Here is a 20,529-nt window from a genome sequence, read left to right as displayed (position 1 = left end):
CATGAAACTTGCCATCATTTCCGACATCCACGGCAGCATCATTGCGCTGGAGCGGGTGCTGACCCAACTTGAGCCCTGGCAGCCGGATCACTATCTGCTGCTCGGCGATCTGCTCAACCATGGCCCGCGCAATCCTCTGCCGGAAGGGTATAACCCGGCCGCTGTGGCCGATCGGCTCAACGAGTTGGCTCCGCAAATCATCGCGGTGCGGGGCAACTGTGATTCCGAAGTGGATCAGATGCTGTTGCGCTTTCCCATCACCGCCCCCTACAACCAGTTACTGATCGATGAGCGGCGCTGGTTTGTCAGTCATGGCCATCTTTATCGCCCGGACGAGGTTCAGCTTCCGAAGGGCAGTCTGTTCCTGAGCGGCCACACCCATGTGCCTGTGCTTGAGTGGCAGGGGGCGCGGGTATTGATGAACCCGGGGTCTATCTGTTTCCCGCGCGGCGAGTTGCCTGCCAGTTACGGGTGCTATGAGGACGGAGTGCTTCGCGTCAATGCGTGTGAGGACGGGCGAGAGTTGTTGCGACTGGTGCTTTAAAACGGACAGCAAAAATGCAAGGCCTGATAAGAGATGTCAGGCCTTGATACCGTAGGAGCGGGTGCCAGAGCGAGTGTTACCCTTGGCGTCATAGGTCAGGCTGTTGCGATCGCGCAGCTGACTCAGAAAGGTTGCCAGACGACGGTTTGATACGATGCTCAATTCAAGCAAGCGACCGTTGATATCATTTTGTGCCTGGCAGGCATCCAGTTTTGCACGAAGTTGCGCCATCTCGTCGGGATAGGCTGCCAGCTGCAGTGCCAGTTCCGGCATCTCTGCCAGAGTCTTGTCCAGAGTTTCTATCGCAGCAAGCAACTGCTGTTTGCGCTCGGTCAGTGCGGGCAGGGCCAGTGCCTGATGCTGTTCGAGCAAGCTGAACTCCTCTTCCAGAATGCCTTGCATCTGGCTGAGGTAATCATCTTGGGTGTGCAGTAACGAAGGTAAATCCATCATCCCAGAACTTTGTCCAGATTGGCCTCGAAACTGAACATCTTCTTGGCCACAGCGTCGCTGTTAACCTGATATTCACCACTCGCGACGGCTTTTTTCAGCCGTTCGACCTTGCTCTCATTGCCGGTCGAGGCGGTATTGAGGTTTTGTTGCATCTTTTGCAATTGTTGCGCCTCACTGGTCAAGGAGACGGAGTCCAGCTTGACAGTAGCCGCTTTGTTTTCGGGCGATGAGGTGACTGACTTGCTGCCTGTCCCCTGGCTATTAGCGGTATTTTGCAACCGATTATTCGCCAAGTTGTTGATATTGTTGATGGCCATTTTAGTTACCTTCGTCTGCTTTAAGGTTTGCTTACCTGTTTATCGGTGCGGCAGATCAAAACTTTAGAAAAAAGTTGTCAAGGATCCGGATTTAAAAAGTGACCGATACGGCACCTACCGCACTGACTTTACCCTCAACGATTTTGCCGGAGCGAATATTGACGAGTTTGATGATCTCTCCGAAGCTGCCATCTTGCAAGGCTCGGGCCATGGTTTTGATCTGGAAGTTGCTGTTTTCTGCCGTCAGGGTGACCTGATCCCCTTTGCACACGACACAAACCTGGCTCAAACGGATGGGTTGCCCAGGTTTTAGCTCCCGCTTGCTGCGTACTCCGACAAGAGGGGCTGTGTCAGTCAGGTAGTCGCCGCGGATCAGGGTCTGATCCTGATAGGCCAACACCAGCTGGCTTTCACTCAGCAGGTCCCCCTTGGCGATGGGGTTGGTCACAGTGACATAGGGTTTTTGAATGCTGACCCGTACCGGGAGATAGACGTCCCAGGGTTTGTCTTCCTCACATTTAAGGTAAACTGTTGTATTACGGCGAATTTCCATTTTTGCTGGTAAGCTGATAGTGAGCAGATCTTCGCAGCGGGTCAGTGGGAGCCGTCCATCCAGCGTGGCAGAGGTGACCTCGGCTCTGGCATCCAACGGAATATCCAGCTGGCTGTAAACGAACTCTTGTGCCTTTTCTTGCAGATAAGTAGTGACGTCCGAGGCGTAGCTGGAAGATATGCTGCCAAAAAAGAGGCTGATGAGTAAAAGTCGGTTAATCATTTTCGCTCGTTGGTCGATAAGTTGTTCACGCATATCACCATATTTAACTATGATTGCTTCAGAATCTGTTCGTTGTCACATCGATAGTCTGACGCAATCCATCACGCATGCATGATTAATGCCAAGCGTTTTTAGGGAGTGTTTATGGCCAGTATCCTGGACTCGGTCAACCAACGTACCCAGCTAGTGGGGCAAAACCGGCTGGAGTTGTTGTTGTTTCGTCTCAATGGACGTCAAAGATTTGGCATCAACGTATTCAAAGTGCGTGAAGTATTGCAGTGTCCCCCCTTGACCGTGATGCCCAAATTGAACTCCTGCATCCGCGGGGTCGCACATATTCGTGGCCAGACTATCTCGGTCATCGACCTCAGCATGGCGGTTGGCAAACGCCCGATTGATGATCTGAGCAAATGCTTCATTATCATCTCCGAGTACAACCGCTCTATTCAGGGCTTTTTGGTGCATTCGGTCGAGCGCATCATCAATATGAACTGGGAATCCATCCTGCCTCCGCCTAAAGGTGCGGGTCGCATCAACTACATGACAGCCGTGACAGAAGTCGATGGCGAGTTGGTCGAAATCCTCGATGTTGAGCGGATATTGAACGAAATTTCGCCGGTTGCAACGGATGTGAGTGAGGAGTTGGTTCAGGCAAGCGTCGACCACCCGACTCTGGGGCGTCCTGTTCTTGTTGCGGATGACTCCTCAGTGGCACGCAAACAGGTACAACGTGCGCTTGAGGCTATCGGTGTCGAGTGCGTGTTGGCAAAAGATGGCCGCGAAGCATTGAACATGCTGCTGGAAATGACCAAAAATGGTCCTATCAAGGATCAGGTTGCGCTGGTTATTTCGGATATCGAAATGCCGGAAATGGATGGCTATACCTTCACTGCCGAGATCCGGAATAATCCCAATCTCAAGGATTTGCATGTTATTCTGCATACCTCGCTCAGTGGAGTATTCAACCAGGCAATGGTGCAGAAAGTTGGTGCGAACAATTTTATCGCCAAGTTCCAGCCTGATGAATTGGCCAAGGCCGTACAAAACGCACTCTAATAAAGAAGAACAGCTGCATGAAGACACTTTCGGACGACTTATACAAACAGTTCAGCAACTTTCTGGCGGTACAGAGCGGAATTGTGCTGGGGGATAACAAACAGTATCTGGTGAAGAGCCGTCTTTCACCTTTGATGGCTCAGTTTGGCATCGAGAGTCTGTCTGATCTGGTTACCCGTGCAATGAGTGTGCGAGAGCGTGACCTGAAAATGGCCGTGGTGGATGCCATGACGACCAACGAGACCCTCTGGTTTCGTGATACCTATCCGTTTCAGCTTCTTACTGACAAGATTTTCCCCGAGTTGGGGAAAAGTGGCCGCCCCATCAAGATCTGGTCGGCTGCATCCTCGTCAGGTCAGGAGCCCTATTCCATTGCCATGACGGCACTGGAGCAGCAGATGAAAAAGCCGGGTACCTTGCCTGGTGGCGTGCAGATTGTCGGGACGGATATTTCGACGACCATGCTCAATCAGTGTAAGGAAGGCGTTTACGATAGCCTTGCTCTGGCGCGCGGTTTGTCACCGGAGCGCAAGAAGATGTTTTTTGAGCCCTACGGTGACAACAAGATGCGGGTTGCCGAGCGAGTCAGAAAATTGACCACCTTCCGGCCACTCAACTTGCTGGAGAGTTATAGTTTGCTCGGCAAGTTTGACATTATCTTTTGCCGTAACGTGCTCATCTATTTTGCGCCGGAAGTGAAGTCTAAGATCCTCAACCAGTTTGCTGCCAGTCTCAATCCCGGTGGATATCTGATGCTGGGCGCGTCGGAGTCACTGGCCGGGTTGACCGATCGGTTCGAGATGATCCGCTGCAACCCGGGGATTGTCTACAAGGTCAAATAGGCCTGACCGCCTTGATATTCGGGGTCTGCCGAATATTGCCAGTTCATGTAAAGAGGGAAGCTACGAGCTTCCCTCTTTCTTTATCTACAGCTCAGACTTTCTATTTACCTACCATATCTCGCCACTGCAAAAATGGTTGCAACCTTAAGGTGGCCAAATGATGCCGTCTGACTCAAGGCACGAGATGCTCCTGCCGTTTTCGGTCTGAACTGTGCTCATACCCAAACCATCGAACTGAGTGATTTGCTTATGGCACACCTCTTGCAAACAAAATAAACCAAGCAGGAGGTGTGCTATGGCTTTTTCATTTGACAAGGCATTCGGTGTGCATCAACACACCATAAGCGTTCGCGCCAAGCGTGCTGAGGTGCTTTCCAGCAATATCGCCAACGCAGATACCCCGGGCTTCAAAGCCAGGGATATCAATTTTGCTCAGGCATTACAGGAGGCCCAGTCGCATCAGGGATTTGGTTTGGCAACGACCAGCGAAAAGCACTTTGCCTTGAATATGGACGCCCCGGGTACCGTGCAATATCGCAACCCGCTGCAACCGGATACCGGTGACGGCAATACGGTCGATGTGCAGCAGGAGCGCAGCGAATTTCTGCGCAATAGCCTCGAGTATCAAACCTCCCTTGAATTTATGAATAGCAAGATCAGTGGCCTGCTCAAGGCACTGAAAGGAGAGCAGTGATGAGTTTGTTCAAGGTCTTTGACATAGCAGGCTCGGCTATGAGCGCACAGTCAGTGCGCCTCAACACGGTTGCCAGCAACATGGCCAACGCGGACAGTGTCAGCTCCAGTGTGGAAAATACTTACCACGCCAGGCGGCCAGTCTTTGCCGCCCAGCTCGATCAGGCGATGTCTGACAAGCAGGGCTCGGTCGGGGTTGAGGTGAAGGGGATTGTCGAGAGCAAGGCGCCACTGCTCAAGGAGTACAACCCCAACCACCCGATGGCGGATAAAGACGGTTTTATCTTCAAGCCAAACGTCAACATGGTTGAAGAGATGGCCGACATGATCAACGCCTCGCGCAGCTACCAGACCAACGTACAGGTTGCAGATTCGGCCAAGAAGATGCTGCAGCAGACGCTCCAGCTTGGCAAGTCCTGATAGGAGGGATGCAGCATGGTCGATACAACCAACAGTGCTAACGGTATAAGCCGTACCACGACCCAGACGACAGGCACCACCACGACGCCCAAGAAAGAGCTGGATCAGGCTTCCTTTCTAAAGCTGCTGACCATGCAGCTGTCGTATCAGGATCCTTTCAAGCCTGTTGATAACGCCCAGATGCTCTCCCAGATGGCATCCATGTCGACATCTGAGGGGATCAGCAGTTTGTCCACTCAGATGGGTAAGCTTAATGACCAGATGATCTCCAGTCAGGCACTGCAAGCCTCCGCATTGGTGGGACAAAATGTGCTGTTGCAGAGCAATACCGGCTATCTGGATAAGGAGGGCTCTCTCCCCGGTGTTGTGGCTGTGGGAACGACGAATAAATATTCGAGCGTCAAGGTCACCATAGAAGATGAAAAAGGCCAGGTTATCAAGGAATTCTCTCTCGAAGGGGAGCAGCGAGGCAACGTTGAAGTTGCCTGGGATGGCACAGACAAAGATGGAAAGCGGGTCAAGTCAGGTAAATATGTGATTAAGGCAAGCGGTACTCTGGATGGCAAATCTGAAAGTATTGCTGCTTATGCTTACGGCAAGGTGGATAGTGTGGCGCTGGGCAATGCGAGCAATCCGACAATGCTTAACGTGAAAGGCTTGGGTAGCACGCTGTTGAGTAGCATCTTGCAAATATCAGGAACTAATTCAAACCAGACGGTTACACCGTCAAAAACCACGTCGACAGCATCGATCTAAGGAGCTGGATATGTCATTTAACAATGCCTTGAGCGGTGTCAACGCGGCACAAAAAGACTTGAACGTCACCGCCAACAACATTGCCAACGTTAACACCATGGGCTTTAAAGAGTCCCGTGCCGAGTTTGCGGATGTCTACGCCAACTCCATCTTTGTCAATGCCAAGACCCAGGTCGGTAACGGTGTAGCGACAGGTGCAGTTGCTCAGCAGTTCCACCAGGGGGCGCTGCAATTTACCAATAACGCACTGGATCTGGCTATTCAGGGTAACGGCTTCTTTGTGACCTCTGACGGTCTGACCAACCTGGATCGCACCTACACCCGTGCCGGTGCCTTCAAGCTCAATGAAAACAGCTATATGGTCAACAATCAGGGCCATTATCTGCAAGGTTACGAAATCAACGCCGATGGCACGCCTAAGGCGGTAAGTATCAATGCGACCAAGCCGATTCAGATACCTGACAAGGCCGGTGAACCAATCAAGACAACCAAGATTGACGCCAGTTTCAACCTGCCATCGACAGCTGCGCCCCTGCCCGCAGGTAATGCGGTGGGTGATGCCTCTACTTTTGACCCCAAAGATTCGAAAACATATTCCTCTTCAACTTCTGTGGTGATTTATGACTCACTGGGTGAGCCGCATACCATCACGCAATATTTTGTCAAAGAGGCTGACCCGGCAGATCTGACCAAACCCGCCAATCCTACTGCTTGGCGTATGTACCTCTACCAAGGTGATAAGCCTATTGATATTGTCGGTGGTGTCACACCCACTATGGCGACTGGTTTGAGTCAGGCGCCTGCTGGCGCAAGAGTTACCTTCGGGGCTGATGGCAAGATGATTACCCCGACTACACCGGCGACCATCAAGACAGAGCAATTGGGAGCCGCGCCCCCGACTGGCGCTGGCATTATCACCAATGGTGCAGATCCCACTCAGCAGGTGGATATCAACTTCGGAACGGTGACCCAGTATGCTTCACCGTTTGAAGTCAACAAGTTGACTCAGGATGGTTCCACTGTCGGACGGTTGACCAAGGTGGAGATCACTCCTGACGGCATCGTGTCCGCGACTTACAGTAACGCAACCACCATAAAGGTGGCCATGGTGGCAATGGCCAAGTTTGCCAATTCGCAAGGATTGACTCAGGTTGGCGATACCTCCTGGCGTCAGTCTCTGCTCTCTGGCGATGCCTTGCCGGGGACGCCAAACTCAGGGACATTTGGCACCATCAAGTCATCCTCCCTGGAGCAGTCCAACGTGGATTTGACATCCGAGCTGGTGGACCTGATCACGGCCCAGCGTAACTTCCAGGCCAACTCCCGTTCTCTGGAGGTCAACAGTTCGCTGCAGCAGACCATCCTGCAGATCCGTTAATCGCGCAATAAATGATAATGAGAGGGGGCTTGGCCCCCTCTCTGTTTCTGTCGCATTCCCATTCTCCTTATCCCCCCATATTTCTGCTGTTGGCACTCTAATTGCATTTCTCCTGTCAGAGTCATCTGTTTGACGGAGAATTCCATGGATCACCTGCTTTATATCGCCATGTCCGGGGCCAAGAGACCATGAACAGCCTGGCTGTTCGGGGCAACAACCTCGCCAATGCCAATACCACCGGCTTCAAGTCCGATTTCGAGCAGGCCAGAAGCATGCAGGCGTTCGGAGAGGGCTTGCCAAGCAGGGTCTTTGCCATGGCTGAGCGCCCGGGTCAGAACCTGCAGCATGGCATGTTGATGACCACCGGACGGGATCTGGACGTGGCGGTAGATGGTCCGGGCTGGATTGCCGTGCAGGATCCCAAGGGCGGTGAGGCCTATACCCGCATGGGGAATTTGCAGGTCAATGCGACCGGCAACTTGCAAACCTCGACCGGTCTGAATGTGGTGGATGACGGTGGTCAGCCAATCGTGTTGCCGATGCCGATGGAGAAACTCGAGATCAATCGGGATGGCACCATCAGCGGTCGTCCGGAGGGGGCGGCCGCCAACTTGCCGGAAGATTTTCAGCGGATCAAGCTTGTCAACCCGGCCGCCGATGCGGTGGAGAAGGGGCAAGATGGTCTGTTTCGCCGCAAGGATGGCCAGAATGAACCCGCCTCTGCCAATGTCGGTCTGATTGCCGGTTCCCTTGAGGGGAGCAACGTCAATGTGGTGGATGAGATGACCAACCTGATCCGGCTGCAACGCCAGTTCGAAACCCAGGTCAAAATCATGAAGACGGCCGAAGAGAATGATGAAGCTCAAACCCAACTGCTGCGAATCAGCTAATCAAGGAGTTACCTATGAATCCCGCACTCTGGATCAGCAAGACCGGGTTGGATGCACAGCAGACCAATATTTCGGTTACCTCGAACAACCTGGCGAACGCCAGCACCGTGGGCTTCAAAAAGTCACGGGCCATCTTTGAAGATCTGCTGTATCAAAACATCAACCAGCCAGGTGGCCGCTCTTCTGCCGATACCGAGCTCCCCTCCGGCTTGATGTTGGGGGCGGGTGCCAAGGTGGTGGCGACCCAGAAAAACCACAGCCAAGGCAATGTGCAAACCACCGACAACTCGCTCGATTTGATGATCAGTGGTCGTGGCTACTTTGAAATTCAGCTGCCGGATGGCAGTGCGGCCTATACCCGCAACGGTCAGTTCACCCTCAACGATGAAGGGACCATAGTGACGCCGGGTAATGGTTATCCGCTGCAACCGGAAATCCAGATCCCGGAAAACGCCCAGAGCGTCACTGTGGGTGAAGATGGCCAGGTCTCGGTGCAACTTAAGGGCGATGGCGCTTCTCAGGTTGTCGGTCAGATCAATATCTCCGACTTCGTCAACGCCAGCGGCTTGCAGCCGATGGGGGAGAACATGTTTGTCGAGACCCAGTCCAGCGGTGCTGCCGCTCAGGGGACTGCCGGTGCCGATGGCTTGGGGGTGATCAAGCAGGGGATGCTGGAGACCTCCAACGTCAACGTGACCGAAGAGTTGGTAAACCTCATTCAGGCTCAGCGGGTCTACGAGATGAACTCCAAGGTGCTCTCCGCCGTGGACGGCATGATGTCCTTCCTGATCCAGCGTACTTAATTAGGAGGTGCATGATGAAAGCCGTATGGATGCTGGGATTGTTGGTGCTGGGAGGGTGTAGCAGCACTCCCAATACGCCCAAGCCTGATGATCCCGAGTTTTCCCCCGTCTACGGGGAGTCGGAGCCGGTGTCGGTGCGACCGACAGGGGCGATTTTCCAGCCGGATCAGGTCAATGGCATCTATTCGGATATCAAGGCACACAAGGTAGGCGACATCATTACCATCGAGTTGTCGGAGTCGACATCCGCCTCGAAAAAGGCCAATACCCAGAGTGGCAAGGACAATAAATTCAATCTGGATCCGGTCAAGCTGGGTGGCGTGCCAGTCACCGCCAGCCCCTATGATCTTTCGGCTTCCATTGGTCAGAACAGCGCGTTCAAGGGGCAGGCCAAAGCGGACCAGAGCAACAGCCTGCAGGGCAATATTTCGGTCAGCGTGGCCAAGGTGCTGCCCAACGGCAATCTGGTGGTGCGCGGCGAGAAGTGGATCATGCTCAACAATGGCAATGAATATATCCGGATCACCGGCCTTATTCGCCCGGAGGATGTGACGTCTGATAACAGCGTTTCGTCCCAGAAAGTGGCCAATGCCCGCATTTACTACGGTGGTACCGGCGATCTGGCCAATAGCCAGGAGCAAGGGTGGCTTACCAGCTTTTTCAATGGTCCCTGGTGGCCGCTCTAGGAGATGTTATGAAGTCACTCCGTCTTGTCACACTGCTCTGCTGTCTGCTGCCCTTGGGTGTGGCCAATGCGGCCAGGATCAAGGACATCAGCTCGGTTGAAGGGGTGCGTAACAACCAGCTGATTGGTTACGGTCTGGTGGTGGGGTTGCCCGGCACTGGGGAGAAGAACAACGCCTTCACCGAGCAGACCTTCCGTACCATGCTCAACAATTTTGGCATCAAGGTGCCGGACAACGTCAAGCCCAAGATCAAGGATGTGGCGCCGGTGGCAATCCATGCCGACCTGCCCCCCTTCTCCAAGCCGGGCCAGACCATCGATGTGACGGTCTCTGCCATTGGCGAGGCCAAGAGCCTGCGGGGCGGCACTCTGCTGCAGAGCTTTCTGAAAGGGCTCGATGGCCGGGTTTATGCGGTTGCCCAGGGTAGTCTGGTGGTCGGTGGTCTGGGGGCCGAGGGGGCTGATGGCTCCAAGGTAGTGATCAATACCCCGACTGTCGGGCGGATTGCGAACGGTGCTACCGTGGAGCGGGAGGTGCCCAACTCCTTCAGTCAGGGGGACACCATCACCTTCAACCTTAACCGACCCGACTTTACCACTGCGCGCCGTCTGGCCGATGTGGTCAACGATCTGGTGGGGCCCAATACCGCTCAGGCGCTCGATGCCACCTCGGTCAAGGTCTATGCCCCGCGGGATCCGGGTCAACGCGTCTCCTATCTCGCCACCATCGAGAATCTGGAGGTGGATCCGGCCAACGAGGCGGCCAAGATCATCGTTAACTCCCGCACCGGCACCATAGTGATCGGCAGTCAGGTCAAGCTCAAACCGGCGGCCATCAGCCATGGCGGGTTGACGGTGACCATCGCCGAAAACCAGCAGGTCTCCCAGCCCAACCCGCTGGCGGGAGGAGAGACGACGGTGACCAACAACTCGACCATCAATGTCCAACAGGAGCCGGGGCGGATGTTCAAGTTTGATACCGGTGCGACCCTGGACGATCTGGTCCGGGCGGTCAATCAGGTCGGGGTTGCCCCCGGTGATTTGATGGCCATCCTTGAGGCGCTGCAGCAGGCAGGCGCCATCGAGGGGCAACTGGTCATATTGTAACAAGCGGCAAGTGGTTGCCACGGGTGGCAATGAGGTAAGCAAAATGGCGGAGTTTGACAGCAACAGCGGCATGAATCTCGGGATGGTACAGGACATCAAGAACCTGGACCGTCTGCGCCAGATGAGCCAAAGCAAAGAGGGGCAGGCCGAAGCGCTCAAGAGTGCGTCACGCCAGTTCGAGTCAATCTTTACCCAGATGCTGTTTCAGAGCATGCGTCAGGCCAATGGGGTGTTGACTCAGGACAACCCGATGAACAGCAGCTATACCCAGTTCTATGAAGGGATGCTGGATGAGCAGCGGGTTGCCGACATGTCCAGCAAGGGAGGGCTGGGATTGGCTGACATGGTGGCCAAGCAGCTCTCTCCCGAGACCTTTACCCATCAGGATGGACGGGTGCTCAAGATGCCGCAGCGCACCGAAAGGACCTACAAACCCTATCAGCCACCCACGGCGGCTGCCGATGATTTGATCGCAGCATCAAAAGTTGGCAAAGATTTTGCTGAGAAAGAGATGACCGAGGGGGCAAATGAGAGTCACGCACTCACTATGCCCCGTCGTCCTCACCGCAGCATTCCGCCCATGGGGCGCATGGCCAGTGAAGAGGGCAGTGCCACCGGTAGTGGGGGCAAAGAGTTCGATACACCGGAAGAGTTCGTCAATCGCCTGATGCCGCTGGCCAAGAAAGCGGCCGACAAGTTGGGGTTAAGCCCGGCGGTACTGGTCGCTCAGGCGGCACTGGAGAGCGGTTGGGGCAAGCGGGTGATCAAGGATGGCGAGGGGCAGGTGACCCATAACCTGTTTGGCATCAAGGCCGATCCGCGCTGGGAAGGGCCAAAGGCTGTGGTCAGCACGCTCGAGTATGAGCAAGGCGTCGCCTCCCGCCAGAAAGCGGCATTTCGCTCCTATGAGTCGTTTGAAGAGAGCTTCAACGACTACGTGGACTTCCTCACTTCCGGCTCTCGCTACAAGGGAGCCCTGGCGAAGGTGGATAGCCCTGATCGCTACTTCGAGGCGCTGCAACAGGCGGGGTATGCCACCGACCCGCACTACGCCAGAAAATTGAAACAGGTATTGCGCAGTGATGCCATTGCCCAATACAACGAGATGGAGCTGTAACGTATGGCAAGCGACCTGCTTGGGATTGGTTCATCGGGCGTGCTGGCACAGCAACGCCTGCTGCAGACCACCAGTAACAACATAGTGAACGTCAATAGCCAGGGCTATGTGCGTGAGCGTACGCTGGTGTATACCAATACCATCGGTCTGGGGACCGGTGACATCAAGACCCAGCGGGTGATCAACGACTATATGCAGGGGGAGGTGCGCCGTGATACCTCTGCCTATCATGCCTCCCTGACCCATTATGAACAGCTGGCTGGCGTTGACAGCTTGCTTGGGGATACCAGCAACAGCGTGGGGGCGGCCATCACCTCCTACTTCAAGTCATTTCACTCTGCCAATGAATCGCCTGCCGAGATCGGTGGGCGCAAGGTGGTGATGACGGAGTTGAGTGGCATGGTCAACCGTTTTCATACCCTCTCGGCGCAGCTCGACAAGCAGAGCGATACCCTCAACACTCGCATTGAAGATGAAACCAAGCAGGTCAACAGCCTGCTCACCAGCATCAATGATCTTAATCAGGCAATCATCCGCACCCAGGGGTCACCCGAAGAGAACCTGATGCTGTTTGATCAACGGGATGAGGCGATCCGCCAGCTGTCGGAGAAGATGGATATTCGCACCGTAGCCCAACCTAACGGCAGCATGCTGGTCAATATGAGTACTGGCCATTCGTTGATCCTCGATGGGGGTGTCGCCCAGTTCAAGGTGATTGCAGGAGACCCTGACTCCCGGGATCAGGAGTTGCAACTGACTCTGGGGGATAATCAGGCAACCATCGACCACGATACGTTTGGTGGCGCCATGGGGGGGCTGTTCAAGGCGCGTACCGACCTTGAGCCTACCAAGCGCGAACTGGGGCAGCTGGCCGTGGCGATGGCCGATGCGATGAACCAGCAGAACCGCCTCGGGATGGACCTGGATAATGAAATTGGCGGTGATATATTCACCCTGCCAACCAGCAAGGGATTACCCTACGACGACAACACGGGGACGGTCGGGGCGAATGTCAGCTTCGTGCCGGGTAAGGGGACATCAGTGACCCCGTTTGATTACGAAGTGCGCTTTAGCAGCGCCACCGGTTATGAGGTGTTCTCGCTCGACAAGTCTGGCAATCGTACCTCTGTGAGCACGGGGACCATGCCGCCAGCGACCTTTGAGCTGCCCGGGCACGGGATCTCGATCGATCTCACCGGTACGCCGGCTGCGGGTGACAAACTGTTGCTGCAACCGACCAAAAGTGCGGCCGCCGGTCTGGGTCAGCTGATCACCCGACCGGAAGATTTGGCCCTGGCCTCTCCGCTTAAAGCGGAAAAGACCACCAATAATGGCGGCGGGGCAGATATCAAACTGGGTGGCGTATTCAATACAGGTGCAGGGTCAGGTTTTGGTACCAATAGTCTGAGCCCGACAGCGCCCCAGGTGGTCAAAATTGATGGCAGTGGTAACTATCAGGTGTTTCAAGCCGATGGTACTACCTTGATTGGCACTGCCCCTGCGAGCAGCAAAGGGCAAAACCTGATGTCTGCGATCGTCAACCCTTTTCCCGCCGGAGCCACAGTCTATGCCAACCCGAAACAGGCCCCCGGCTACGAGTTCAGCATCACCGGGACGGTGGATGCCGGTGACAGCTTCAAGCTCAGTTACAACAGCAATGGCTTTGCCGATAACAGCAATGGCCTGGTTCTGGCCGAGCTGCAAAACAAGGATCTGGTGCGCAAGAGCACCAATGGTGGGACGACCAACGACAAGATGACCTTCAATCAGGCCTATTCCGGGTTGGTGATGGAAGTGGGTAACAATACCAGTCAGGCAAAAACGCTGCTCAAGGCCAATGAGTCCAAGCTTATCCAGAGCACCGGCATCTTTGAAAGCGTGTCTGGGGTCAATCTGGAGGAGGAGGCGGCCAATCTGATCCGCTTCCAGCAATCCTATGCGGCATCGGCGCAAATCGTCAGCACGGCCAAAACCATTTTCGATACACTGCTCTCTTCCGTGAGGTAACGTCATGCGCATCACCACCAACATGATCTACGACCGGAATTTATATTCCCTCAACAGTGCCAACGAGCGGTTGAATACTGCCTATCAACAGTTGCAAACCGGCAATAAATTTCAGACAGCTGGAGAAGATCCCGCAGGGATGAGCCAGAAGATGGCTCTGACCAAGGAGATTGACCTGTTCAAGCAGTACAGTGTCAATGGCAGCTTGCTGGAAAACAGCCTGGGGCATGAAGAGACAGTATTGGATTCTCTTAATACGGCGATGCTCAGTGCCCAGACCCTGATCCAGAAGTCAAATAATGGCGCTATCAGCATGGATGATCGCAAGGCCATCGCCAGCGAGCTTGAAGGGTTGCAGCAGCAGATGTTCGACCTGATGAATAGCAAAAACTCATCGGGTGAATTTATATTTGGTGGCAATCAGAGCAAGACCCAGCCATATATAAAAGACGTCAACGGAAAATATATTTATCAGGGTGATCCAGGTCAGCGAAATATTCAGGTCTCACCCACAGTACAAATCGCTGCCAATGATTCCGGGCAGGATCTGTTTGAAATCGTGGCGACCAGAAGAACCGCCAGTGCAACCACCGCAAATATCAAGGTCGGGATAGGCGATCAGGGTAACTTTGATAATTTCTATAAGTCCAATTATAACTCGGCACTGCCCAGCAACACTTATACCGTATCAACCACCATAGGTCCGCCTGATACCTATGATATCAAGGATGCCGGTGGCAATACGTTGCAAACGGGTAACTACACTGCTGGCACCAAGATCCCCTTTAATGGTCTGGAGTTGACCCTTGATTTGCCTGCAGGTGGTGCGGCTCAGCAGTTTGATCTTAATCCACCGAAGAATGACAACATATTGAATGGTATGTCGGACTTTATTACAGCTCTGCGAGATCCGGCTATTTCTGCCGAGACCTTCGAGCAGAAAATAGCCGATGCCACCGTTCATATGAAGAATGCCCGCCTGAATATCGATCATGGGTTGGGTGAGTTGGGCGGCCGGATGAACAGTCTGGAACAGGCTATGGGCTCCAATGAGGGATTGAGTACCCTCAACGCCGAGGCGAGAGCCAAGGTGTCGGAAGCGGATCTCTATGAAGTGATTTCCGCTCTGTCAAAAGAGGATGCGGCATTGAGTGCCTCGCAACTCTCTTTCAGCAAAATAAGCCGTTTGACGCTATTTGACTATATTCGCTGATTAAAGAAAGGCCCCTTTGGGGCCTTTCTTTAATCACGGTTTTGTCGTTTGGTTCAGTGTCATCTCCTGCCAATTGTAACAAGCTGTTGCCGTTGCCGATTTAATGGTGGTTGCGGGGTTGACCTCCCTGCGGGATTGGATAATCATGCCGCCCGCACAACAGAGGGTTGTGCGAATTATTTGCAGCATCTCGTTAGGCGAGGCTCCTGTATAAACACAGGCCACTGATCTCACGACGTCCAGAGACGCCCAAGATCAGGACAGTTTTCATCGGATTAAGGTGTAAACCCAAGTGGCTTCCGGCATGCCGGATACGTTATACAGTGCTAAAGCTGGTACGTGGGGATGATGACACGCCGAACGGCGTCATTTCCTGCCTATTACTCGTCAATCAAATTGCTGTTTTCTTGTCGTTGCATCCGGCTATTTCCGGAGGCATTCAGGCTCGCCTGAAATCACATGAGGATATCTGTGATGAAGAAAACACATACCATTCTTAACCGTCACCAACTGCTCGATCTGGCCGCCCTGCAGGGTTGGCTGGAACATAATCTGGATCCGGTTCAGCGCGCCGATCAACTGCTGACCCTGCGTCCGGAAGAGCTCAACTGTATCTTTGATACCCTGCCAATCCCGCAAGGGGCCGAACTGCTTGGTTCACTCTCGGCCGAGAGTGCCGGGCGCCTTTTGCTGCGGCTCCATGGCAGCATCGTCAGCGTGTTGCAGGAGGCCATTCCTCGTCGCGAGATGGTCGCTATCCTGCGCAAACTGAGTCGTCAGGATCGCACCATGTTGCTGGCTCGCTTCCCGACCCAGGCGCAGGCCATGTATTACTCCCTGCTGGATTGGCCCACCGAGTCAGTGGGTGCCAACATGCGCCACGAATATCTGGCGGTGCGGGAGGAGGACACGGTCGGTCACGCCAAACAGCTGATCCACGATGCCTGGGACAATGCCCAGCTGTTTCGCCATATCTATGTGGTCAACGGGGATGGTCGTCTGCAAGGAAGCCTCTCCCTCAAGACCTTGCTGATCGCCGACCCGCTGGCCAGTGTCGCGACCCTGATGGATCGGGAGACGGTGCGGATCAACGCCCGTGCGGATCAGGAGTTGGCAGCGCGCCTGCTCATCGACCGCGACCTGTCGGTATTGCCGGTCGAGGATCAGGGGCGACTGGTCGGTATTTTCCACGTCGATGATGCAGCGGATATTCTGGAGCTCGAATCCACCGAGGATGCCGAGATGCAGGGGGGCTCATCACCGCTCGATACCCCTTACTTGCAGGCGACGCCCTGGCAGCTGTGGCGCAAACGGGTGGGCTGGCTGCTTATCCTGTTTGTGGCGGAAGCCTACACCGGCACCGTGCTGCGGGCATTTGAGGAGCAGCTGGAAGCGGCCATCGCGCTGGCTTTCTTCATTCCGCTCCTGATCGGTACTGGCGGTAATAGCGGCACCCAGATCACCACCACCATAGTACGTGCCATGGCGGTCGGGGAGGTGAGTCTGCGCAACCTTGGCACTGTGCTGAAAAAGGAGCTCTCCACCGGTCTGCTCATCTCGGGGGCCATTGCCATGGCGGCCTGGGTACGGGCATGGAGTCTCGGTGTCGGTCCCCAGATTGGCATGGTGGTGACCTTTACCATCATCGCCATCGTGCTCTGGAGTGCTACGGTCGCGTCCATTATTCCCATGGTGCTGCGTCGTTTCCGCATCGATCCGGCGGTGGTCTCTGCGCCATTCATCGCGACGCTGGTGGATGGTACCGGCCTTATCATCTACTTCGAGATGGCCAAGTGGTTGTTGCCCGAGTTGCAGTAACCGGGAGATTGAGATGCAAAAGGCTGCCATTGGGCTGCCTTTTGTATTTATCTTTCCGGTTTAGCCGAGCTGGAACAACAGTGGCCAGCCCTGCTCCTGGCAATAACGATGCTCCTTCTCCAGATTCTGCATCAGGAGACGGTTCTCCTCGCACCAGTCGATCGGCAGGGTCACGACCAGCTGATCGCCTTGTACCGCGACTTTCCACTCAGGCAGCAGGTTGTCCTGCCGCTTGTGGTGAGCGGCGACTGCGAGGCGCAGGATACGGATGCAACGCAGCACCGTCTGCATGTCGTGGTTGGGCAGGGGCGGCAGCTCGGAGAGCTTGAGCCCCTTGCGCTGAAAGCGTACCAGCGCCGCCAGCAGAGCCTGATCGTCCTGGTTGAAGCCGGGCAGGTCGGTGTGTTGCAGGATATAGGCGGAGTGGCGGTGAATGCCGCTGTAGTTGATGGCAAGGCCAATTTCGTGCAGCCGCGCCGCCCAGCCGAGGATGGCGCGATAGGGTTCTACTTCCATCTGCCAGGGCTCTTGCAAGGCATCAAACAGGGTCAGCACGCTCTGCTCCACCCGGGCGGCTTGTTTGCGGTCCATCCGGTAGTGGGTGCCGAGCGCCTGTGCGGTGCGCTCGCGAATATCGTGGTGCTGCAAGCGCTCCTCGAATTCATAAAGCAGCCCTTCGCGCAGGGCACCATCGGAGTAGTCGAGCCGCTCGATGGGCAGCGAGGTAAACAGCCCGAGCAGGATGGCGACCGCAGCGGCAAACACCTCCTGACGCTCCTCGGTAAGCCCGACCAGTTTGAGGTTATCGACTCGCTTGCGCTCAATCATCAGCGCCTTGAGCCGCTCCAGCCCCTCCAGCGTAATACTGCCATCGGTCAGCCCCTCACCTTGCAGCACGTCGCGCACTGTGCGGATCGAACCTGAGCTGCCAAGGCAGCTCTGCCAGCCCAGCTTGCGGTACTGGTTGACGATGGGGGCGAGCTGGTGCTGCGCCTCCAGCACGGCATTGGTGAAGTGCTTGTCGCTCAGCTTGCCGCTGGCGAAGAAGCTTTGGGTAAAGCTGACGCAGCCCATCTTGCGACTGGTGAGGGCCTTGTGTTCAAACCCTTCACCGATGATGAGTTCGGTGCTGCCGCCGCCGATATCGATCACCAGTACCTGGCCCTCGATATGCTGGGTATGGGCAACCCCCTGATAGATGAGCCGTGCTTCTTCCTGCCCGCTGATGATCTCGATGGGGTGGTTGAGCACCTTGGCTGCTTCACTCACAAATTCGCGCGCGTTGCTGGCACGGCGCAATGTGTAGGTACCTGCGATGCGGATCTGATCCGGTTTGATGTTGGTGAGCCGCTCGGCAAACAGCGAGAGGCAGGCGAGGCCGCGTTCCATCGCCTCCGGGCTCATCCGCTTCTGCTCATCCATCCCTTCCGCCAGCCGGACTCGCTCCTTGATGCGATCGACGATGCGAAAACGCCCTTCGCTCAGATGGGCGATCACCATATGAAAACTGTTGGAGCCGAGATCCACGGCGGCATAGAGACTATTGTCCATTGTTTGACTCGATACGTTTGAGATAGTCGTAAATCGCCACCTGAGAGCGGATCTTGCGGCGGTTGCCCCGCTTCACATATTCGTTCTGCTGGTCGGCATCAATGACCCGCGCCTTGCAGGTATCACTCAGTTGTAGTTCGAGAATGTCCATGATGCGCTGCTTGAGGCGCTCGTCATAAATGGGGGTGCCCACCTCGATCCGGCCGTCGATATTACGGCTCATCCAGTCGGCGCTGGAGATATAGAGCTGGGGGTTGCCCTTGTTGTGGAACACCATCACCCGCGGATGCTCGAGGAAGCGGTCGATGATGCTGATCACCTTGATGTTGTCACTGAGGCCCGGTACGCCCGGACGCAGGGCGCACATGCCACGGATGATCATCTGGATCGGCACCCCGGCCTGACCAGCGGCATAGAGGCGGTTGATGAGATCCTTGTCCACCAGATTGTTGATCTTGAGGATGATACCGCTCGGCTGGCCCGCCTTGGCGTTGGAGAGCTCGTTGTCGATGAGACGATAGAGCTGACGGCGGCTGTTGATGGGGGAGACCAGCAGGTGGTTGAATTTGTATCGCTTATAGGGGTACTCGATGTATTCAAACACCCCTTCCACTTCGGCTGTGATATCCGGATTGCGGGTCAGCAGCGAGAAGTCGGTGTAGATCTTGGCGGTCTTCTCGTTGAAGTTCCCGGTGCCGATATGGGCGTAGCGCACCGCCTCGCCATTTTCGTGGCGGGTGATGAGGCAGAGCTTGGAGTGGATCTTGAGGCTCGGTACCCCGAACACCACCTTGACCCCGGCATCGGTAAGGATGTTGGCCCAGTCGATGTTGGCCGCTTCGTCGAAACGGGCGCGCAGCTCGACCACCACGGTCACCTTCTTGCCGTTGTTGGCGGCATCAATGAGGGAGTGGATGATGCGCGACTTCTTGGCGACCCGGTAGATATTGATGCGAATGGCGCTCACCGCCGGATCGAACGCCGCCTGGCGCACCAGCTCGGTGAAGTGGTGGAACTTGTGATACGGGTAGTAGAGCAGAATATCCTGCTTGGTAATCGCATCGAAGGCGTTGACGAAGCCGTCAAAATCGCGGCAATCCAGCGCCGGCAGCTTGGGGTTTTCCAGATAGTCACGGCCCACGTTGGGGAACCCGATGAAATCCTTGAAGTTGTGATAGCGTCCACCCGGCATGATGGCGTCGTAGGAGCTGATCTGCAGCTTGAGCTTGAGGAAGCTTATCATGGCAGCGGGCATCTCCCGCTCGTAGACGAAGCGCACCGGCATGGCGGTGAGGCGCTGCTTCAAGCCGTCACTCATCTTGTCCACCAGGCTCAAGTCCAGCTGGTCGGAGAGATCATATTCGGCATCCCGGGTCAGCTTCACCGCATAGGCGGCAATCTCGTCGTAGTCGAAGAAGCCTTTGAAGATCTCGTCGAGACAGAAGCGGATGACGTTATCCAGAATGATGATCTGCTTCTTGCGGCGGGTCCCTTCCGGCGGCAGCTGGAAGAAGCGGGGCAGGTCGTCGGTCGGCACTTCTACCAGGGCGTACTGGATCACCTGACCGTTCTTCTTCATCTCGATGGCCAGATAGGTGTACTCATCCTTGAGGAATTTGACCGGATTGACCTCTTTGTTGAGCAGGATCGGGATGATGTGGCGCAGCACCTTCTCCTTGAAGAAGACCCGCAGCCACTTCTGAATGGCATCGGAGAGCTGGTTCTCGTTGACCAGAAAGATGTTGTGGCGGGCCAGCGCAATCAACAGCTCTTTATAGGTGTTGTCGAACGCTTCACCGAGCGCCATCACTTTTTGCTGGATGGCGCGCAGCAGCACTTTCGCTTCATCGTCGCCACCATGTACTTCATTTATGAGGATGCGACGCTTGACGTCCGATACCCGTACCTTGAAGAACTCATCCTGGTTGGAGGAGAAGATCCCCAGAAAACGAACCCGCTCGATGAGGGGCACCGTCTTGTCCATTGCCTCTTGCAACACCCGTTCATTGAATGAGAGCCAGCTCAGCTCTTTCTCTTCATACTGCTTGTCGGTGCTCATCTTGTGCCTCTGTTTCAGGTCGCGTCTGCGCGGCAGTTATGGCGT

At 55.3% G+C, this 20,529-nt stretch carries 19 protein-coding genes, 1 pseudogene and 1 riboswitch; of the genes and pseudogenes, 15 read left to right on the top strand and 5 right to left on the bottom strand.

The features are described from left to right. Window position 1: 1 nt before the first annotated feature. The gene (yfcE, locus tag ACTG2O_RS18220; protein ID WP_429093362.1) at window positions 2-544 is read left to right on the top strand and encodes a phosphodiesterase; all 543 of its coding nucleotides are present in this window, start codon (window positions 2-4) and stop codon (window positions 542-544) included. 36 nt (window positions 545-580) lie between these two features. On the opposite strand, the gene ACTG2O_RS18215 is transcribed toward yfcE, so the two are convergent. From ACTG2O_RS18215 to flgA, 3 genes are all read right to left on the bottom strand, one after another. Beyond that, window positions 581-997 (bottom strand): flagella synthesis protein FlgN, encoded by a 417-nt coding sequence (locus ACTG2O_RS18215; RefSeq protein ID WP_040066163.1) that lies wholly within the window; start codon window positions 995-997, stop codon window positions 581-583. Next, the gene (flgM, locus tag ACTG2O_RS18210; protein WP_005334177.1) at window positions 994-1,314 is read right to left on the bottom strand and encodes a flagellar biosynthesis anti-sigma factor FlgM; all 321 of its coding nucleotides are present in this window, start codon (window positions 1,312-1,314) and stop codon (window positions 994-996) included. Before flgM ends, ACTG2O_RS18215 begins: the two co-directional genes overlap by 4 nt. Window positions 1,315-1,405: 91 nt before the next feature. Beyond that, window positions 1,406-2,089: a flagellar basal body P-ring formation chaperone FlgA gene (gene flgA, locus ACTG2O_RS18205; RefSeq protein ID WP_439976430.1), complete on the bottom strand. Its 684-nt coding sequence runs from the start codon at window positions 2,087-2,089 to the stop codon at window positions 1,406-1,408. A gap of 144 nt (window positions 2,090-2,233) precedes the next feature. Here flgA and ACTG2O_RS18200 point away from each other — a divergent pair, with 144 nt between their 5' ends. From ACTG2O_RS18200 to mgtE, 14 genes and pseudogenes are all read left to right on the top strand, one after another. Then, a complete protein-coding gene (locus tag ACTG2O_RS18200) occupies window positions 2,234-3,145 on the top strand; it encodes a chemotaxis protein CheV (protein WP_005334174.1) in 912 nt (303 codons plus the stop codon). Between the two features lie 17 nt (window positions 3,146-3,162). Continuing rightward, window positions 3,163-3,987, top strand: a complete 825-nt coding sequence (locus ACTG2O_RS18195; protein WP_005350656.1) for a CheR family methyltransferase — start codon at window positions 3,163-3,165, stop codon at window positions 3,985-3,987. Between the two features lie 295 nt (window positions 3,988-4,282). Continuing rightward, window positions 4,283-4,681 carry a flagellar basal body rod protein FlgB gene (gene flgB, locus ACTG2O_RS18190; protein ID WP_019446132.1) on the top strand — a complete coding sequence of 133 codons (399 nt, stop codon included), beginning with the start codon at window positions 4,283-4,285 and terminating at the stop codon, window positions 4,679-4,681. Continuing rightward, window positions 4,681-5,100, top strand: coding sequence for a flagellar basal body rod protein FlgC (gene flgC / locus ACTG2O_RS18185; RefSeq protein WP_005350658.1), 420 nt, complete (start codon window positions 4,681-4,683; stop codon window positions 5,098-5,100). The genes flgB and flgC overlap by 1 nt, the downstream gene beginning before the upstream one ends. A gap of 15 nt (window positions 5,101-5,115) precedes the next feature. Further along, entirely contained in the window at window positions 5,116-5,856 is a 741-nt protein-coding gene (locus ACTG2O_RS18180; RefSeq protein ID WP_019446133.1) for a flagellar hook assembly protein FlgD, read from the top strand. Window positions 5,857-5,866: 10 nt separating this feature from the next. Beyond that, window positions 5,867-7,234 carry a flagellar hook protein FlgE gene (flgE, locus tag ACTG2O_RS18175; protein WP_019446134.1) on the top strand — a complete coding sequence of 456 codons (1,368 nt, stop codon included), beginning with the start codon at window positions 5,867-5,869 and terminating at the stop codon, window positions 7,232-7,234. Window positions 7,235-7,378: 144 nt separating this feature from the next. Further along, a pseudogene (gene flgF / locus ACTG2O_RS18170) lies at window positions 7,379-8,124 on the top strand (flagellar basal-body rod protein FlgF). A gap of 14 nt (window positions 8,125-8,138) precedes the next feature. Continuing rightward, entirely contained in the window at window positions 8,139-8,927 is a 789-nt protein-coding gene (gene flgG, locus ACTG2O_RS18165; RefSeq protein ID WP_005334158.1) for a flagellar basal-body rod protein FlgG, read from the top strand. Between the two features lie 14 nt (window positions 8,928-8,941). Then, a complete protein-coding gene (gene flgH / locus ACTG2O_RS18160; protein ID WP_005334152.1) occupies window positions 8,942-9,613 on the top strand; it encodes a flagellar basal body L-ring protein FlgH in 672 nt (223 codons plus the stop codon). 8 nt (window positions 9,614-9,621) lie between these two features. Then, window positions 9,622-10,719, top strand: coding sequence for a flagellar basal body P-ring protein FlgI (locus ACTG2O_RS18155; RefSeq protein WP_439976429.1), 1,098 nt, complete (start codon window positions 9,622-9,624; stop codon window positions 10,717-10,719). A gap of 43 nt (window positions 10,720-10,762) precedes the next feature. Beyond that, complete coding sequence (gene flgJ / locus ACTG2O_RS18150) at window positions 10,763-11,836, top strand: flagellar assembly peptidoglycan hydrolase FlgJ (protein WP_439976428.1); 1,074 nt, start codon at window positions 10,763-10,765, stop codon at window positions 11,834-11,836. A gap of 3 nt (window positions 11,837-11,839) precedes the next feature. Then, window positions 11,840-13,843 (top strand): flagellar hook-associated protein FlgK, encoded by a 2,004-nt coding sequence (gene flgK / locus ACTG2O_RS18145; RefSeq protein ID WP_439976427.1) that lies wholly within the window; start codon window positions 11,840-11,842, stop codon window positions 13,841-13,843. 4 nt (window positions 13,844-13,847) lie between these two features. Then, complete coding sequence (flgL, locus tag ACTG2O_RS18140) at window positions 13,848-15,056, top strand: flagellar hook-associated protein FlgL (RefSeq protein ID WP_076492068.1); 1,209 nt, start codon at window positions 13,848-13,850, stop codon at window positions 15,054-15,056. Window positions 15,057-15,238: 182 nt separating this feature from the next. Then, a riboswitch (M-box (ykoK) riboswitch) is annotated at window positions 15,239-15,408 on the top strand. A gap of 122 nt (window positions 15,409-15,530) precedes the next feature. Beyond that, entirely contained in the window at window positions 15,531-16,874 is a 1,344-nt protein-coding gene (mgtE, locus tag ACTG2O_RS18135; protein ID WP_139730539.1) for a magnesium transporter, read from the top strand. 60 nt (window positions 16,875-16,934) lie between these two features. Here the strand turns inward: mgtE and ppx are convergent, their stop codons facing one another. Together ppx and ppk1 are read right to left on the bottom strand one after the other, a co-directional pair. Next, window positions 16,935-18,425 (bottom strand): exopolyphosphatase, encoded by a 1,491-nt coding sequence (gene ppx, locus ACTG2O_RS18130; protein ID WP_204483821.1) that lies wholly within the window; start codon window positions 18,423-18,425, stop codon window positions 16,935-16,937. Continuing rightward, a complete protein-coding gene (gene ppk1 / locus ACTG2O_RS18125; protein ID WP_005350671.1) occupies window positions 18,415-20,484 on the bottom strand; it encodes a polyphosphate kinase 1 in 2,070 nt (689 codons plus the stop codon). The genes ppx and ppk1 overlap by 11 nt, the downstream gene beginning before the upstream one ends. Window positions 20,485-20,529: the final 45 nt, after the last annotated feature.

The sequence above is a fragment of the Aeromonas sp. 61P genome (genome assembly GCF_051919545.1).
Classification (GTDB): Bacteria; Pseudomonadota; Gammaproteobacteria; order Enterobacterales; family Aeromonadaceae; genus Aeromonas; species Aeromonas veronii.
The sequence above is the reverse complement of the archived record's forward strand: the minus strand, read 5'-3'. Positions and strand labels throughout refer to the sequence as shown.